Source organism: Clostridium sp. 16K-1-R1 (assembly GCF_023921145.1).
Taxonomy (GTDB): Bacteria; Bacillota; Clostridia; order Clostridiales; family Clostridiaceae; genus Sarcina; species Sarcina perfringens.
Genome location: NZ_CP046515.1, coordinates 398,994 through 417,473, shown reverse-complemented (window position 1 = coordinate 417,473; position 18,480 = coordinate 398,994). Strand labels below are relative to the sequence as shown.

The following is an 18,480-nucleotide window of genomic DNA, read 5'->3' as shown; positions in this document are numbered from 1 at the left end:
TAGGTAATAAACCTTTTAAATCTATTACTAATTATAAAGTTTATCTCTTTACTAAACCAAGATTTAAAAGAACCTAATTAAGCTAATCTTAATGAGGATTTCTATAAAGCTTTTTAATAAAATATAATTTAATGAAAGGTATAAATTTATGAGAAAAAAATATTTTATATTAACCATTTTAACCATGATACTTGGTCTTTTATCTAGAAAATTCATGTCCTATGTTCCTAGTTTAATATCACCATACTTAGGTGATGTCCTTTGGGCAACTATGGTTTATTTTGGCTTTAGATTTCTACTTCCCAAACTAAATACTAATACTTCTTTTTTAATCGCTATTCTTTTCTCCTTTGGAATAGAATTTAGCCAAATATATCAAGCAAAGTGGATTAATAATATTAGAGCTACAACCCTTGGCGGCTTAGTTCTTGGACATGGCTTCCTTTGGAGTGATTTACTTTGTTACACCATAGGGATATTAATTGGATCTTTTATAGACAGGCTTGCTCTTATTAAAAAAAAGCTCTAAGGTAAGCAAAAAACCTTAGAGCACAGAAGAGGTATCTACAATAGCAACCACTATGTGATAAATAGCTTTAAGTTTCTATCTTTAAGCTATTTATTATCTTATATTCAAATCTTTCTTAAAATATTCCTATTTATATAATACCTCTCCATTTAACTTCAAAGTGCTTCCTTTAGTTACATACTTATTTTCTCCAACATCAACTTCTACTTTCATATCTGAAATCATCTCATGAATTTCAATATATCCACCATCGCCAATTCCATAATTATATGAAACAATAGAAATTATGTTTTTTCTAACAGATTCCATATATTCAAACTTTAAATCATTATCTAATTGTTCAAATTTATCATTACCCTTTGCTATAACAGTAGAGTTTCTAAATCCCGATAATTTATAACTTGATATATACTGATTTAATCTTGAACCTCTAATAAAAGTTTTTATTTCATATGTATTTTTTACTAAAGGAAATGTAATAATAATTACTATTATAGTAGTAATTAAAATTCCAATTAACCATCCAAAACTCGCCTTTGCCCCTAGTTTATTAGTTAAAAATTCTCCTTTAAGCAGATCATAAATCCACCATATAATTAATATTAAAAGCAAGCAATCTATAAATAACCATGTACTCATAAAAACCTCCTTAATTTTATTCTTTAGTTTGCAAAGTTAAACCTATTTAAAGGCCATACTGTTATTTGAGCTTTTCCTAATATATCATCCCCATCTATATATTTATCACTCCAATACCTTGCATCTTTGCTGTTATCTCTATTATCTCCTAATAAAAGATATTTGTCTTCTGGAACTTCAAAATTCATATTCACTTTCCCACCTGGGTATTTTATATAAGGCTCATCTAACTTTTCATTATTTACATTCACTGTTCCATCCTCTTTTATTTCCACCTTATCTCCTGGTAATCCTATTAGTCTTTTTATCATTCTTTCATCAAATTCCTTTGAATAAAAAACTATCATATCTCCTCTTTCCATCTTAGATAAATTATGTATTCTTGTAGCAAAAAGTTGATCTCCCGGCTCAATAGTTGGTGCCATGGATGGGGTTGGAACTACTATTTTAAAAAGTAAAAATTTATTTATAAGAAGTGTTAATACTATTGCTGTAAAAATAATAACTACGTACTCTTTTAAATTTTTAGACATTTCTATTCCCCTTTCTAAACCTAATTTTTTATTATAATTAATTACATCTATTATATCATTAAATACATTTTTTTCTTTAATTTCTTTTAAAATACAAATTATTTCCCTAAAAATTAATTTTAATTAGATAAATATGTTAAACTAAAAATAAATTTTATTTTTTAAACAAATTGTAAACAAAACTTTCTCATTAGGTCTATGAATTTTTTGTGAATATGTTATTATTAATATGAACCTAGTCCACAATGAAAATTAATTTTCACATATTAAAGTAAATCCAAACTTTAGATTTCTTTTAATATATGAAAACTTCAACTTAAGGACAGGCTATAAAATTTTATTCTAATTTAAGAAAGAAGGTTTTTTTATGCCTAAATTATTAATTCCAGCTATTATATTTATAACATTAGCACTAATATTTTATACAATTGGTGTTTGGAGCGAGCATAGAGCAGGTATATTAAAGAAAAAACATGTAATAATCTTTTGGTGTGGTTTAGTATGCGATACTCTTGGAACTTATACAATGAGTAGAATCGTTGCTGCAGGAACTGACAAAGGTATTACTCCAACTGATTTATTAATACATCAATCAACAGGTATGCTTGCTATTATTTTAATGCTTATACATGCTGTTTGGGCAACAATTGTTTTAAACAGAGGTAGTGAAAAAGCAAAGGCTATATTCCACAAATTCAGTTTAGTAGTTTGGTTCATATGGCTTATCCCATACTTTGTAGGTATGTATATCGGAATGACATCATAATAAAAAATACTCCTTTTAAACTAAGTTTAAAAGGAGTATTTTTATTGTTAAATTTTATATGCTAATTAAATTTTCAACTTATTTTATTCACAAACCTTACCTGGATTTAAAATATTATTTGGATCAAAGGCTAATTTTATTCCTCTCATAATATCCATTGTGGCCTTATTTAAGGATTCATTTAGATATAATCTCTTAGCTAAGCCTATTCCATGTTCTCCAGAAACTTGTCCATTAAGTTCTCTTTGTTTTCTATAAAGTATTTCCATAGCTTCATTAAGTTTTTTATGCCATTCATCCTCTGACAATTCATCCTTTAATATATAAATGTGTAAGTTTCCATCACCAGCATGTCCAAAACTTCTTATTCTAACATTAAGTTTTTTCTCTACTTCATTAGTGAATTTTACAAACTCTGCTACCTTATTTCTTGGTACAACAACGTCAACCTCATCTAAATCACTTGTTGATGCCTTTATGGCTTCTAAGAAAGCTCCCCTAGCTGACCATATTGATTCTTGTCTTTCTTCTGTATCTGATATAAATACATCTAAAGCTCCTTCTTTTAAACATATGTCAGCTACTTTTTCATAATATCCTTCAACCTCTTCCTTTGAGTTTCCATCAAAGCTTAATATTAAATAAGCATTTGATGAATTATCAGGAAATTTCTTTCCTAAGAATTCCTCTGCTGAAATTATTAAATCTCTTTGCATAAATTCTATAGCTGTAGGAATATTCTTAGATTTTATTATTTTAGGCACTGTTTCTATGGCACTTTCTAAATCATTAAATGGAACTAAAAGGCTTATTACCTTCTTTGGAAGTGGTAATAGTTTTAATACTATTTTTGTTATTATTCCTAATGTTCCTTCTGATCCAATAATTAAATCTTTTAAGCTATATCCTGAACTATTTTTAACAACTTTTCCACCAAGCTCTAAGACTTCTCCACTAGGAAGAACTACTTCCATTCCTCTTACATAATCCCTTGTTACTCCATATTTAACAGCTCTCATTCCTCCTGCATTTGTACTAACATTACCACCTATGGTTGCTGTTTTTTCTCCTGGATCTGGTGGATAAAATAAATCATGTTCCTCAACAAATTTAGCTATTTCCATAATAAGAACTCCAGGTTCAACTGTAAGAGTTAAGTTATCTTCATCTAACTCTAATATTTTATTCATTCCACTTAAATCTAATAAAATTCCTCCTAGTATTGGAACTGCTGCTCCAACAAGTCCAGTACCAGCTCCTCTTACTGTTACAGGAATATTGTTATTATTTGCATATTTCATTATTTCTACAATTTCATCTCTATTAATAGCCTTAACAACAATATCAGGCATATGCTTTTCTGAACCTAACTCATCATGAGAATAGTCTTCACTTATTTCTTCTCCAATAAATACTCTTTCATTATCATTTATTATTCCTTTTATAAATTCAATTCCACTTTCATTTATTTTGTTATAACTCATATTAAAGCACCCCTTCCCCTTTTATTTTTTCAATAAGTTTAGGAACAATTTCATAAATATCACCAACTATTCCATAGTGAGCAACCTTGAATATAGGTGCTTTTTCATCTTTATTTATGGCAAATATGTAATCTGCATTGTTCATTCCTGCTACAAATTGAATAGCTCCAGAAACTCCACAAGTTATTATAAGTTTTGGTCTTACTGTTCTTCCGCTTAATCCAACTTGTCTATTAGCATCAGCCCATCCATTTTCTATAAGAGGTCTTGTAACTGCAAGCTCTCCACCTAATAGATCAGCAAGCTCTTTTATGATTTCTAAATCTTTTTCTGATTTAACTCCTCTACCAGCTACTACTATTACCTCAGCATCAGATATACTGTGTTCTTTAGGTTTTTGTTTAATTTCTTTAACTTCTATATCTGATTTTAATTTATCCTTTTCTATTTCAAAGTACTTAATTTCTCCAGTACATTCCTCATTTCTTTCAGGAGCAGACATAACTTTATATCTAACAGTTGCCATTTGAGGTCTTGAATTTGGAGTTACTATTTGTGCCATAATATTACCACCAAAAGCTGGTCTTATTTGAACTAAATCTGTATTTTCTTTTATATCAAGTATAGTGCAATCTGCTGTAAGTCCTGTTCTACATCTAGCAGCTACTCTTGGGGCTAATGATCTACCTAATGTAGTTGCTCCTACTAAAATTGAACAAGGTTTAATCTTGTTTATAAAGTCATAAAAGACAGCTGTATATGGCTCAATTCTAAAGTTTTCAAGCTCTTTATAATCATATACAATAACTTCGTCTACTCCATAATGTAAAAGCTCTCCAGCCTTATCTTTTATTCCATTCCCCATAAATAAACAATAAACTTTTTGATTAACTTTATCAGCTAATTCTCTAGCTTTTCCTATTAGTTCTAATGTAACTGGATGAATTTCTCCATTTACATGGTCAACATAAACGGCTATACCTTTCCATTCATCCTTATTTACTAAGACCTTATTCTCATCTTCAACAAACTCAAAGGCTCCTTTAGGTCCTTTTCTAACACATACCTTACACATTCTACAACTTGCATTTATTTCAACTTTCCCATTAGCTATTTCCATAGCTCCAAAGGGACAAATTTTTATTACACTATTTGCATCCTCTATTTTATCTTGATGAACAACTAATCTTCCCATAACTCTTACCCCCTATATAAACTTAAGCTCTCTTAATTTATCTTCCATTCTTTCACTTAATTCAGATGAATCTCCTGTCCAAATCTCATGGTCATCATTATTGCTTGGTGGAAATATTCTTTCAACTTGAGTTGGTGACCCATTTAAACCATATTTTTTCTCATCTTTATCTTCAAAATCATTTAAAGATATTACATTTATTTCTCTTTCATCTGTTTCAAGTTTCTTTTTATAGGAAGGTAATCTAGGTTGAAAAATATCTTTATCTACAGTTAAAAGACAAGGATATTTTACTTCTAGTACCTCTATTGTATTAGGCATATCCATTTCAACTTTAATAAAATCATCATTAACATCTAATATTCTTCTAACATTAGCAACATGAGGAATTCCTAAATATTCAGCCATTTCTGGTCCAACCTGTGCTGTATCTCCATCTGTAGTTTGTTTTCCACAAAGAATAATATCAAAATCTCCACATTTTTTAACTCCTTGTGATAATGTATATGAAGTTGCTAAAACATCAGCCCCAGCAAACTTTCTATCTGAAACTAAGGTTCCTTCATCTGCTCCCATAGAGTAAGCTTCTTTTATTACTGCCTTAGCTTGTGGTGGCCCCATACTTATAACCTTTATATTTCCACATTTCTTTTCTTTTATCCTCAATGCAGTTTCTAAAGCATATAAATCATAAGGGTTCATTTTAGAATCTACTCCATCTCTCTTTAAAACCCCTGTTTTTTCATCAACCTCAACCTTTGAAGTTCCTGGAACCTGTTTAATACAAACCATAATCTTCATAAAAATCACTCCATTCCCTTTATAAATCCTTTAATTTTTAATACTTTAATAATTGAGACTTTAATTAATAAACATCAACAAACGTTTTCAAAAATTACACAAAAATTAGGCTTCCTAAATAGCTTATTAAACCTAATAAAATTACATATACTATACATACTTTTAATGTTGAATTTAATATCTTTCCTTCTTTACCTGCTAGTCCTGTTGCCGCAGTGGCCACAGCTATGCTTTGAGGAGATATCATTTTACCTGCAGTTGCCCCACAAGTATTTGCTGCCCCTAGCCATGCTGGGCTTATTCCTAAAGAATTTGCTGCCTCAGCTTGAAGAGAACCAAATAATACATTGGCAGATGTATCACTTCCTGTTACAAAGGTTCCTAAAGCTCCAATAAAAGGTGCTATAAAAGCATAAAATGAACCTGTTATCATAACTAATACTGTTGCTATAGATGCAACCATTCCACTATAGCCCATTACCTTAGCTAGAGCTATTATTGCAAGTATGGTTATGGTAGATTTACTCATTTGTTTAATCGTCTTCAATAAAATTTCTACCATTTCTTTAAAAGAGGCTTTTTGTATAAACCCTCCAATAAAAGAAGCTATTAATATTAATATTCCAGGAGTTGTTAACCATACAAAAGTATATGGTTTAGCTCCCACACCAGTATATATATTAACTGATGTCCTTACTTCGCTTAATTTATTATATAAGCCTGGAAATAAAGGACTAATTCCTATTATTATGACTAATATTAATATAAATGGTGAAAAGGCTACTAAGACACTTTTTAATTCAAACTTTTCTTCTCTTTTTGTTTCTTCATTATGTTTATAGAATTTTTTTGCTATAAAAATTGTAACTAATAAAGAAACTATTGATCCTAAAACTGCTGGTAATTCAGGTCCTAAAAATTTTGCTACAAGGACTTGAACTATTCCAAAGGAAAGACCAGAGGCTAAAGTTATACCAAAGACTCCTTTTATCCCCTTTAAACTTTTTTCAGTTAAAGCTACCAAGGCAAATGGAATTAATAGCACAAAGAGAAATAATTGTAGTACTACATAATAACTTAAGGATTCTATAGGAATTCCTGATACATTAGCTAAGGTTATAACAGGAAGACCAATTGCTCCAAAGGCTGTGGGAGTTGTATTAGCCACTAAACATATAACAGAGGCAAAAAAAGGATTAAATCCTAAGGCTGCCATTATTCCAACTGGAATAGCAACGGCTGTTCCAAATCCTGCCACTGCTTCTAAAAAGCCACCAAATCCCCATGCTAGTATAAGAACTAAAATTCTTTTGTCATCACTAACACTTATTAACATTGATTTGATTACTTCCATGGCCTTTGTGTGAACTACTAAGTTATAAGTAAATACTGCCGCTATAATAACTATCATTATTGGCCATATTCCTAGGGCAATACCTTCTAAGGCTGCTGTTAAGGAGTCTATAGTAGGCATTTTCCAAATAAATATAGAAAGTAAAATGGTAATTATTAAAGCTATGGGACATATTTTATGAGCTGGAATTTTAAGAACTCCTAAACCTATAATTAGAATTATTATAGGTATAAGAGCAAGAAAAAACATAAGATACGTATTCAATTCTTTCACCCCTCATAATAACTTTTATACCATAAAAAATTTTGGTATGACCAATTTTCTTTTATAAAATATAGCATATTATTTTAATATGCTATATTGATATTTATTACTAAAAGTCTCTTTTTATACCCTAATTTAACCTTATACCTTTTAGATATTTTAGTCAATTTTTACAGTTATTATATAGGCTTATAATAGGTTAAAATTCACTTTAATTTTAGATAAAGTTTCTATTACTAAATATTTTCCTTTATTAATTGGAAATGCTCTTGCATATGTTTATATGCAGAATAAGCATCTCTATTTTTTATAGCTAAATATATTTTTTCATGAAAATCTAATAGCTTTCCTCTATTTCTCTCATCACTTAAAATAGCTCTTCTTCCTTCACTTATAAACTTATCAACTAACTCAGATACACCTTCTAATAAATTAGTTATAAGTACATTATTTGCTCCTTTAACAATTATGCTGTGAAATTCGCTATCAATTTTAACATTCTCTTCTTCATCCCTAGATGTCTTAAACCTCTCCACAAGTTCACCAAGCTTTTTTAATTCTTCATCAGATATTCTCATTACAGATAAAAATATAGTAGACAATTCTAAAACTTCTCTTAATTCAAATATATCTTTATTTGTTCCATTTTGAAGCATAAATACTATTGAAAGTGGTTCTAATAATACATCATCAAACTCTTCTCTTATATAATTACCTGCTCCCTGTCTACTTTCTATTAATCCTACAACCTCTAAAGCTCTCATAGCTTCTCTTATAGAAGTTCTACTTACTTGAAGCTCTTCTGCCATAACTCTCTCTGTAGGAAGCTTATCTCCTTTTTTTATCTGTCCTACTCTAACCATTTCTTTTATTTGATCAACAACCTGCTCATAAACTTTCATGTTTTTAACTGGTTTAAACATCCTAACAATCCTTTCTAAATAAAGCCTTCTAGCTTTTCTGATCTTCTATATGACTTGTTTATTATATCTTTTGGATAACCTATATATTCTAGTAACTTTATAGCATTTCTAGTTTTAGATACTCCTCTTTTTAGCTTATAATCAAAACTTAATCCATTCTTACTATCAACATTTTCGCTAAAATAATAAAACTCATAACTTTCTTTTAATATGTCAACTAATTCTCTATCATGAGTTGCAACTATAGAAATACTGTTTTTATTATTGATATAAGTAAGAATTTCTGCTGAAGCTGATATTCTCTCTATTGGATTTGTCCCTCTAAAAATCTCATCAATTGCACAAAATACTGGTAGCTTCTTATCTAAGGCTCTTATTATTCTTAAAATTGATTCTGCTTCGGCCATATAAAAACTTTTACCAACACTTAAATCATCATTTGGACTAATTGAAGTAACTATATTAAATATTGGCCCCTCATATTTTTCTGCTAAAACAAAATTAAAGGCTTGAGCAAAAAGCATATTTACTCCTAACATCCTTAAAAAAGTTGATTTACCTGACATATTAGTTCCAGTAAGAACAATTCCTCTCTTACTCATGTTTATGGAGTTAGCCACTGGATTTTCTATAATTGGGTGTATTCCATTTTTTATTTCTAATGTTGTTTCTCTTATGAATTTAGGTCTAGTTATCTTATCCTTTTTTTCTTCTTCATAACTTCCAATAGATATTATTGCTTCCATTTCACCTAATGTTTTATAAAGGCTTAAAATTGAATCTTTATTTTTCTCTATTGAATCAGCAATTTTATAATATGCAGTTTCTTCTAGTAAAAATAATACGGATATAAATTCAAATACTCCACCCCACATATTAATAAAGCTAATCATTATAGTATTTCTATCTATTGATTTTAAATCTTTTAAGTTTTCTCTTATCTTTATATTAAAAGACTCTAAATTTTTATCATTAATTTTAACTATCTGCTTAGATGCCTTTATTACTCTTCTTAAATACATAAGCCCATTAGCCTTAATTCTGTCTCTTTCCTTACTATTTATATAAATATTAACGAAGGTTACAGCCATTAAGCCAAGCATTGCACTTACGCTTACAAAGATTGCAGTAAGTATTAATATTAAAGGTAATATCTTTCCTGTAATTGTATAAAAATAATATTTAAACTTATTAGATTCTATTAGCTTTTCATTAATCATATCTAACAAGCTATTCTTTTTATCTCTTCCTAACTCAAAAAATATCCACATAATCTTAAATCTTACTTCTTCGTTTTCTTTAAAGTACTCTATTTCTTCTCTTCTCTTATTTAACTTTTTTTCATCATTTAGTGGATTTCTAAGCATTGAATAAAGGGAAGCTTCTCCTAAACTACTATAATTTCTATCTAATTTTGAATAAACCTTATCTAAATCTAAATCATTCCATGTTTGTTCATCTATATGGTATTCTTCTTTTTCGTTCATATCATATAGTGTTCTTATAGCTTTTAGGTTTCTCTTTTTATCCATTTCTACTGCATAGTCATGCTTTAATACTTTTAACAACCTCTTATCCATATAAAACTCCTTACCCTAAAAAAATTTGATGGTTTTATTATATCTTCTTTTACAATAAAAGTGAAATTTTAACCAATTATGATATAATTTATAAACTTTAATTTTAAAAAACTTAAATGATAAGTAGTTATTAAAATATATAAAAATTTAGCTTTCTATTAAAACTTAGTATTAAAAAGTATAAAGTTTAAAACTTTAAACCCAAGTTCAAATACTTCATTTACATCAACTTGAGAAAAATCATGGCCACTATTTTCTAAGGTAAGTATTTGAATATCGTTACCCATATCCTTGCTCTTATTATATAAGTTCATTGAATTACTGTATGGAACCAATTTATCCTGACGTCCATGAACTATTAAAGTCTTTGGTAAGTTAGGCTTAACATAATTTATTGGACTATATTTATCCATGTATTCTGTTATACTTTCTTCCCCTCTTAATTGCTTTTCAGTTTTCTCTATTGAATTATTTAAATCCCATGAAGCCATAGTCATGTCTAAGGCACTAAGTTCAGTTGGTCCAAAGAAATCTACAACATATTTAACCTTTGATGGATAGTTAGAGAGTTCCTTATCATCAACAAATTCATCTTCCCCACTATATGTGGCTAACAAGGATAAATGTGCCCCAGCAGAAGCCCCTATAACTCCTATTTCATCAGTGTTAAATCTATAAGTTTCTTTATTTTTATAAACCCATCTTATGGCATCCTTAACATCTGAAGCTTGTTTCTTAAAATCAACCTTATCAGTAGCAAGTTCATACCCTACACTTATTATGGTATATCCTTCTTTCCTAAAAGAATCTAAAAGAGGTGCTATAAGATCTGGTATTTCTTTGTTTCCATAAATCCAGCTTCCTCCATGAACATAAAGAATTACTGGTGACCCATGTCTTAACTTCTTTTCTGGTCCATAAATATCTAAAGTCTGAGCTTTCCCATTAGTATCTTTATAAACTACATCCTTAAAATCCATATCCTCACTCATTTTAATGTTCTTTAAATCCTCAATACTAGGTGGATTTTCCTTAAACTCTAAATACTCTTTTCCTATGTTTATATAAAAACCTATTTGTCCTCTAAAATAATAAGCTAAAGCTCCAATCATAATTATTAAACTTAGTAATATAACTCCTACTACTTTTAAAAATTTTTTCATTCTTTCCCTCCTTATAATTTAAATTTTTCCTATGCTTTATTTGAATAATAACCTTAAATCATGGTAAATACACAATTATACTTACATCTATTTTAAATTTTTATATATTTAAAAAGAACAAATTAAAACTTTTAAATTTTAATTTGTTCTTTACTAAAATAATATCAAATATACTTATTTTATTATTTATAAAAAGGTTACGTTTTTATAAATTATTATATTATAACCTTTTATAAGCCTCTAATCCTTTTTTCATAAGAATTTTATATAAAATTAAGCTTACTATTAACAGAATACTTATGTCTATTAAAAATACTATTATTGGACTTTTGGTAACAATTAAACCTATATTAAATCCTCCTATTACTAAGCAAATTAACATTACTAATAAAGGTTTAAAATTTTTACTATATAAATTCTTTGTATCTGTCCATTCTAACTTAGGTGATAAATAATCTAGAATCATTCCCCATAAAGATATTGCGACTATGGTTCCCATTTGTACTAATAAACTCATTACGATAACCAATGGAGATGCCTTTAAATAAATTAATATAGCTATTCCCAATATAAGTGCTAATCCATTTACTATGAAAGAAACTATAAGCTTAGATTGAATCTGCACCTTATAATCTACTGGAATATATTTCGATATAAATATTTCTTTTCCTTCTCTACTTAAGGCTGTTGATGCAACTGAGTTACCTGCTATTGTTAAGGCTGTAACTATAAAAGTAGATGCCATTATTATTGTATCCTTTGCTAATTGAGTATCATTTGCTAAAATATTTCCTTTTATAAAGAAAATAAATATAAATATAGGCATATAAACAATCATAACAACACAGTTTATAAAGTTACTGGGGTCTCTTAATATTGTTCTAAGCTCTCTTAATACCATTGCTTTTCTTACTGAACTCCTTACAACAACATTATTCTTATTATTTTCTAGTATATTCTTTCTCTCGCTATATACATTTAAATTTCTACTTAGTATCTTTTTATACATTGATTTTCCTAAGAAATATGCAATTATTAAAGCTACTATTGATATAAGAATTAAAAGGCCTAAATTTAATAATCCCTTTAAAGAATTGCTATAAAGTAATGCTTTTACACTAAAGATAGTAGTTATGAATATTTTATTAGTTAAATCCACTAATGCTGTCTTATTTTTTAATGCCACTGAAACATTCTCTGAATTTAATCCTGTTGAATTTAAAGAATATACTCCTAAAATTAAGACTATTCCTAATGTACCAAATATTATTTTAAAAGCATTTTGATATTTAGATACATTTATGAAACTCATTAAAATCATAGTTATTAATATACAAAATATTACTATTATAATTGGAGCAAATAAATAAACTGGAATAATCATAAGAAAATAAGAAAATCCCATTTTAGCATTTAGCCCAAAAGATATTAAGGGAATTATTGTAATACTTAAATAGATATACATATCCACTAAACATGTTATGAATTTTCCTATCATTATTTCACCACTTTTAAATGGTAATGGCATTAAGGGTTCTATATCCTGTGAAAAGAAAAATGAATCTAAAATATCATAAACTCCTAAAACCAATAAAGTTAGTGATCCAATTAAAAATATAATTGAAAGAAGATATCCTTCTTGTCCAATACTAGCAAAGTTAGGGTACATAGAATCTATCATATTAGCTATAGGTGTAGATATTCCTATTATTATTAAGATATACATAACTATAGCTAGATTTCTAGATTTTATGTTACTAGAAGCATTATAAAAAGAGTTTCCTATAAAATATTTTAATAATAATTTAATTCTATTCATTTTCAGTAATCTCCAAGAACATTTTTTCTAGTGATTCATCACCTTTAAATTCTTCTTTTAACTCTTCTAATGTACCTACAAAAATAAGTTTCCCTTTTTTTATTATGCCTACCCTATCACATAACTTTTCTGCAACTTCTAAGACATGTGTAGAAAATAATACAGTATTCCCTTCACTTGCATGTTCTCTCATCATCTCTTTTAATATATAAGAAGATTTTGGATCTAATCCAGTTAAAGGTTCATCTAATATCCAAATACTAGGCTTATGAATTAAAACACCCATTATTATTATTTTTTGTCTCATTCCATGAGAATAACTTTGAATTTTATCTCCCAAAGCATTAGTCATTTCAAACCTTTCAGCTAATTCTTTAATCCTGTCTTCTCTATCTGACTCACTAACATTATAAACATCTCCCATAAAATTAAGATACTCTATACCTTTATATCTTAAAAACATATCTGGACTATCAGGAACATATCCAAATTGCATTTTAGCTTCTACAGGATTTTTGTTTATATCAATATTATTTATTTTTATTTCTCCCATAGTAGGCTCTGTTATTCCTGTAATCATACTTATTGTAGTAGTCTTTCCAGCTCCATTTGGTCCTAATATACCAAATATCTCACCATCTTTAATTTCTAGATTTAAATTATCTACAGCTTTTATTCCCTGTGTGTACTCCTTATTAATCCCTTTTAAACTAATCAATATTTCAATCCTCCTTAACCTTTTAGTAACATTATTTTAACACAATATATATACATATTATAGTTTTAAATACAATTTTAACCACCTAAATCTTAATGCTTAATAAAGTCTTTAATTTTAGTTTATCTTTAGACAAAAACTTCTTTCATAAATATATGCTCTATTTATGTGAAATAATAAAAAGAAGCTTGATAAATTTGTATAAATTTATCAAGCTTCTTTTTAAATTATATTTAATTAAGATTCTCTAGCGTAAGCTATACCTACACTCTTAACTCCTACATGTACACCTATAACTGCACTTATTTCACCAATCATAGAGTCTAAATCTAATTCTTCTTTAAGTCTCTTAGCTAAATCTTTAGCTTCATCTTCAGCTAATATATGACATACAACTGCTTGCTTTATTCCTTTTTCCTTTAAATCCTGTTTAACAACTTCTACAATCTTATCTATTGCTCTCTTTTTAGTTCTAACTTTATCCATTACAACAACAGCGCCCTCTTTAACTGTTAGAATTGGATTTATCTTAAGCATTTTTCCAAATAAAGCTGCTGCTCCACCTATTCTACCACCTTTTTTAAGGTTCTCTAAAGTACCTGGAACAAATATTATCTCTGATTCTTCTATAGTATTTCTAACTATTTTTGAAACCTGGTCAAAATCTTTTCCCTCTTGAGCCGCCTTAGCTCCTTCTAACACACCAATTCCAAGTGCCATTACTGAAGTTTGAGAATCTATAAGATCAATCTTAACATCAGGATATTTTTCTAAAATCATATCTTTTATTATATGTGATGTTGTGTATGTTCCACTTAATTTAGATGATATAAACGCTGCGACTATATCATGACCATCCTTAGCAAATTTTTCAAAAGCATTATAAAACTCATCCATTGGTGGTTGAGATGAAGTTGGAAGTTTATCACATTTAGCTAATTCATCATAAAAAGCTTCACTATCTATATCAACTTCCTTATAACTTTCTCCATTCATTATAACGCTTAAAGATACTATCTCTACTCCGTACTTTTCTGCTAAATCTTTTGGTATGCAACTAGTGCTATCTGTAATTACTTTAACAGCCATATATTCCTCCTAAAACTTAAATACATTCTTTCAGCTCTTTTAGATTTCCCTATAAAATTAAACATTAATATCTATTTAATTAACTCTAATAGTGCTTTTAATTATATACTTATGTTTTTTTTATTTGTATTATATTTTATCTCGTTTTATGTTTATTTTTATAATCTATTATCCATTTTAACATCTAATTTAAATTTGTAAAACTCTTTTCAATACAATAATTACTTTAATAAACATAATTATGTAAATACATCTAAAAAAATCTTTATTTAGAGTTTTCTTTTAAATCTTTTATTATATCTCTAAGTTCAGCAGCTCTTTCAAATTGAAGATTCTTAGCTGCTTCCTTCATTTCTTCCTCATATTGCTCTATAAGTTTTTCTACTGGAATATCTTTCTTAGCTGCCTTTTTAACTTCGCTTTCATAGTTTTCTTTTTCTTCTGAAACCTTAGTAGCTTCAATTATATCCCTAACTCCTTTGATTACAGTAGTAGGGGTAATATTATGTTCCTCATTATACTCCATTTGAATAACTCTTCTTCTTTCAGTTTCCTTAATAGACTTATCCATGGATTTTGTAATATTATCTGCATACATTATTACTTTACTTTCTGAGTTTCTAGCTGCTCTACCTATGGTTTGTATTAAGGAAGTTTCAGATCTTAAAAATCCCTCTTTATCAGCATCTAATATTGCAACTAAAGCAACCTCAGGTATATCTAAACCTTCCCTTAAAAGGTTTATACCTATTAATACATCAACCTCTCCAAGTCTAAGTTCTCTTATTATCTTCATTCTTTCTAAGGTATCTATATCTGAATGCATGTATGTAGCTTTAACATTTAAGTCTTTTAAATACTTAGTTAAATCCTCAGCCATTCTCTTTGTAAGAGTTGTTATAAGAACTCTAAATCCTCTTTGTACAGTTCTTTGAATCTCACCATAAAGATCATCAATTTGTCCATGTATAGGTCTTATTTCAATTACAGGATCTAAAAGTCCTGTAGGTCTTATTATTTGTTCCGCCACAATCTCAGAATGATCCAGTTCATACTCTCCTGGAGTAGCACTTACAAAGACTACTTGATTTATTTTGCTTTCAAATTCACTAAATTTAAGAGGTCTATTATCAAATGCACAAGGTAGTCTAAATCCAAAGTCAACTAAAGATGTCTTTCTAGATCTATCCCCAGCATACATTGCCCTAACTTGAGGTAGTGTAACATGGCTTTCATCTATAAACATTAAGAAATCATCTGGGAAATAATCAAGTAAAGTTTGAGGTGGAGTTCCTGGCATTCTTCCATCTAATATTCTTGAATAGTTCTCTATTCCTTGACAATATCCCATTTCTCTAATCATTTCTATATCATAATTTGTTCTCTGCTTTAACCTTTGTGCCTCTAATATTTTATCCTCAGCTGTAAGAACTTTTAATCTATCTTCAAGTTCATCTTCTATTACCTTTATTGATTTTTCTAAGGTTTCCTCAGAGGCAGCAAAGTGAGATGCTGGAGTTATACTAACATGTTGTCTTTCCCCAATTATATTTCCTGTAAGAACATCAAACTCTCTTATTCTATCTATTTCATCTCCAAAGAACTCAATTCTAATACCCTTAGAAGAGGAAGATGAAGGAATTATATCTAAATTATCTCCTCTTACTCTAAATGTTCCCCTTGCAAAGTCTATGTCATTTCTTTCATATTGTATTTCTATAAGTTTCTTAATAACTTCATCCCTGTCTTTAATCATACCTGGTCTTAAAGATATTGTAAGCTTTTTATACTCTTCTGGATTACCAAGTCCATATATGCAAGAAACTGAAGCAACTATTATTACATCTCTTCTCTCTAAAAGTGCAGAGGTAGCTGAGTGACGAAGTTTATCAATCTCGTCATTAATAGATGCATCCTTCTCTATAAAAGTATCTGTTTGAGGTACATAAGCCTCTGGTTGATAGTAATCATAATATGAAACAAAATATTCTACTATATTGTCGGGAAAGAATTCCTTAAATTCAGCACAAAGTTGAGCTGCCAATGTCTTATTATGAGCTAAAATAAGGGTTGGTTTTTGAGTTCTTTCTATGATATTTGCCATAGTGAATGTTTTTCCTGATCCTGTAACTCCTAAAAGAGTTTGCCCTCTATTACCATTTTCAATAGACTGAACTAAAGTATCTATTGCTTTAGGCTGATCCCCTGTAGGTTTAAATTTTGATTGTATTTTAAATTCTCCCATAATTTTTTCCCTCCTAACTATAAAAGGCTGTATCTTAAAACACTTCTCACCTTAATAGGTGAATCTTAGATACAGCCAAGTTAACCATTATTTATTTTTTACTTCTTCATCCTTACTGGCTTTTTTCAATTTTTCTAAAAATTCATCTATCTCTTTATCAAAGGATATTCCCTTAGGAACTAACACTATGCCAAACTGCTTTCCTCTATCCTCGCCTGTAATTGTATGCTTCTCAATATTTCCATTATTTTTTCTTATTTCAAGATCTAAACCATAAAAATTTCTCTTTATTGCCATAAATACTTCTTTTTCATTCTTAGGGATTTCTTCATTAATTTTAACTATTTTATCTCCACTTCTTAATCCCTTCTTGTATGCAATAGAATTTGGTAAAACATCTAAAATGCATATTTCATCATCATTTGAAAAATATAAAGGCTCTCTAAGAGACTCTAATTTTAGTTCCATTCTTATTCTAAGTTCATATAATAATGGAATTAAAATAATTAGTGCAATAGTAAAAACAAGGCTTTCTTTTAATAAATAAGCTAATATTATAACTACTATACCATATGCAATATTAATTAATCCAGATGTTATGGTCTTACATCTTTTACTTTGAGTAAACGTAGTTCCTTCATATGAAGTTGCTCCATAAGCTGCTAATGTTCCTAAGGCCGCAACACTCATTAGTGCTCTTGCTTTATCTCCATTAAAAAATGGTAACCACTGTGGTAAATCTTTAACTTCATTAATAATTGAATTTCCACTATTAGCTCCTAAAACAACTAATAAGCATAAAGGCAGTGCCCAAAATCTTTTAAAGCCAAATCCACCTAATAACTTTCCATCCTTTTGAGTAAAGATAGGTAAATAACCTTTGTCTCCATCTATCATTGCTAAGATACCCTCAACTATTGAAAAAACACCTATTAATACAATAATTGAAGTTAAATTAATAGAAAAACTAAAGCCCCTTCCAAAGTATTCAGTATTTTTACTTACTAAAACTCCTATAACCCCTAGCAAGGATGCTATATAAGGGAATTTAAGAAATCTATTTTTATATAAAACAGAAAATACTGATACTGTTAAAATAACATCTATTAAAGAACTATTTTCAAAGGTTACTCCTAAAATACTTAGTAATAAACTAGCTATTAGCCCTCCTAATATACCAATTAATATCTGAAGTAAAGTCATCTCAAGAGGAGATTGAATACTCCTCCCAAGCATTAACTTTTGCATAAAAGCTATCTTCCTATTTTTAAAATAAAATATTATAGCTATTACTATTAACATTAAAGACAAGGTAGGACTTACTAATGCATAAGATATACCTCTTATATTTTCTATAAGTAAATTCATTTTAAGTCCT

16 protein-coding genes are annotated in these 18,480 nt (G+C 28.6%); 2 read left to right on the top strand and 14 right to left on the bottom strand.

Translation table 11 applies throughout. The annotated features are described in order from the left end of the window. Window positions 1-148 precede the first annotated feature (148 nt). On the top strand, window positions 149-529 hold the full coding sequence (locus tag GOM42_RS01855) for a DUF2809 domain-containing protein (RefSeq protein WP_003457984.1): 381 nt from the start codon (window positions 149-151) through the stop codon (window positions 527-529). A 126-nt stretch (window positions 530-655) separates the two neighbouring features. On the opposite strand, the gene GOM42_RS01850 is transcribed toward GOM42_RS01855, so the two are convergent. Then, entirely contained in the window at window positions 656-1,168 is a 513-nt protein-coding gene (locus GOM42_RS01850) for a hypothetical protein (protein ID WP_003458006.1), read from the bottom strand. A 23-nt stretch (window positions 1,169-1,191) separates the two neighbouring features. Beyond that, window positions 1,192-1,701: a signal peptidase I gene (gene lepB, locus GOM42_RS01845; protein WP_003458021.1), complete on the bottom strand. Its 510-nt coding sequence runs from the start codon at window positions 1,699-1,701 to the stop codon at window positions 1,192-1,194. A gap of 367 nt (window positions 1,702-2,068) precedes the next feature. Between lepB and GOM42_RS01840 the strand changes: the two genes are divergently transcribed. Beyond that, entirely contained in the window at window positions 2,069-2,467 is a 399-nt protein-coding gene (locus GOM42_RS01840; RefSeq protein ID WP_003457995.1) for an HsmA family protein, read from the top strand. 83 nt (window positions 2,468-2,550) lie between these two features. On the opposite strand, the gene GOM42_RS01835 is transcribed toward GOM42_RS01840, so the two are convergent. From GOM42_RS01835 to GOM42_RS01780, 12 genes are all read right to left on the bottom strand, one after another. Then, window positions 2,551-3,951 (bottom strand): FAD-linked oxidase C-terminal domain-containing protein, encoded by a 1,401-nt coding sequence (locus GOM42_RS01835; RefSeq protein ID WP_003458014.1) that lies wholly within the window; start codon window positions 3,949-3,951, stop codon window positions 2,551-2,553. A gap of 1 nt (window position 3,952) precedes the next feature. Continuing rightward, window positions 3,953-5,146, bottom strand: coding sequence for an electron transfer flavoprotein subunit alpha/FixB family protein (locus GOM42_RS01830; RefSeq protein ID WP_003458027.1), 1,194 nt, complete (start codon window positions 5,144-5,146; stop codon window positions 3,953-3,955). A gap of 12 nt (window positions 5,147-5,158) precedes the next feature. Then, complete coding sequence (locus GOM42_RS01825) at window positions 5,159-5,947, bottom strand: electron transfer flavoprotein subunit beta/FixA family protein (RefSeq protein WP_003457975.1); 789 nt, start codon at window positions 5,945-5,947, stop codon at window positions 5,159-5,161. A 94-nt stretch (window positions 5,948-6,041) separates the two neighbouring features. After that, a complete protein-coding gene (locus tag GOM42_RS01820) occupies window positions 6,042-7,565 on the bottom strand; it encodes an L-lactate permease (RefSeq protein ID WP_003458066.1) in 1,524 nt (507 codons plus the stop codon). Window positions 7,566-7,801: 236 nt separating this feature from the next. After that, entirely contained in the window at window positions 7,802-8,488 is a 687-nt protein-coding gene (locus tag GOM42_RS01815; protein ID WP_003458079.1) for a FadR/GntR family transcriptional regulator, read from the bottom strand. Between the two features lie 14 nt (window positions 8,489-8,502). Continuing rightward, window positions 8,503-10,068, bottom strand: coding sequence for a MutS family DNA mismatch repair protein (locus GOM42_RS01810; RefSeq protein WP_003457982.1), 1,566 nt, complete (start codon window positions 10,066-10,068; stop codon window positions 8,503-8,505). A 158-nt stretch (window positions 10,069-10,226) separates the two neighbouring features. Next, window positions 10,227-11,231 (bottom strand): alpha/beta hydrolase, encoded by a 1,005-nt coding sequence (locus GOM42_RS01805; RefSeq protein ID WP_003458043.1) that lies wholly within the window; start codon window positions 11,229-11,231, stop codon window positions 10,227-10,229. 220 nt (window positions 11,232-11,451) lie between these two features. Next, entirely contained in the window at window positions 11,452-13,050 is a 1,599-nt protein-coding gene (locus GOM42_RS01800; RefSeq protein WP_049039587.1) for an ABC transporter permease, read from the bottom strand. Then, on the bottom strand, window positions 13,043-13,768 hold the full coding sequence (locus tag GOM42_RS01795; protein ID WP_049039586.1) for an ABC transporter ATP-binding protein: 726 nt from the start codon (window positions 13,766-13,768) through the stop codon (window positions 13,043-13,045). The genes GOM42_RS01800 and GOM42_RS01795 overlap by 8 nt, the downstream gene beginning before the upstream one ends. A gap of 237 nt (window positions 13,769-14,005) precedes the next feature. After that, complete coding sequence (locus tag GOM42_RS01790) at window positions 14,006-14,857, bottom strand: DegV family protein (RefSeq protein ID WP_003465642.1); 852 nt, start codon at window positions 14,855-14,857, stop codon at window positions 14,006-14,008. A 265-nt stretch (window positions 14,858-15,122) separates the two neighbouring features. Next, window positions 15,123-17,102, bottom strand: a complete 1,980-nt coding sequence (uvrB, locus tag GOM42_RS01785; RefSeq protein WP_061414337.1) for an excinuclease ABC subunit UvrB — start codon at window positions 17,100-17,102, stop codon at window positions 15,123-15,125. Between the two features lie 87 nt (window positions 17,103-17,189). After that, entirely contained in the window at window positions 17,190-18,470 is a 1,281-nt protein-coding gene (locus GOM42_RS01780; protein WP_110016435.1) for a site-2 protease family protein, read from the bottom strand. Between the last annotated feature and the right edge of the window lie 10 nt (window positions 18,471-18,480).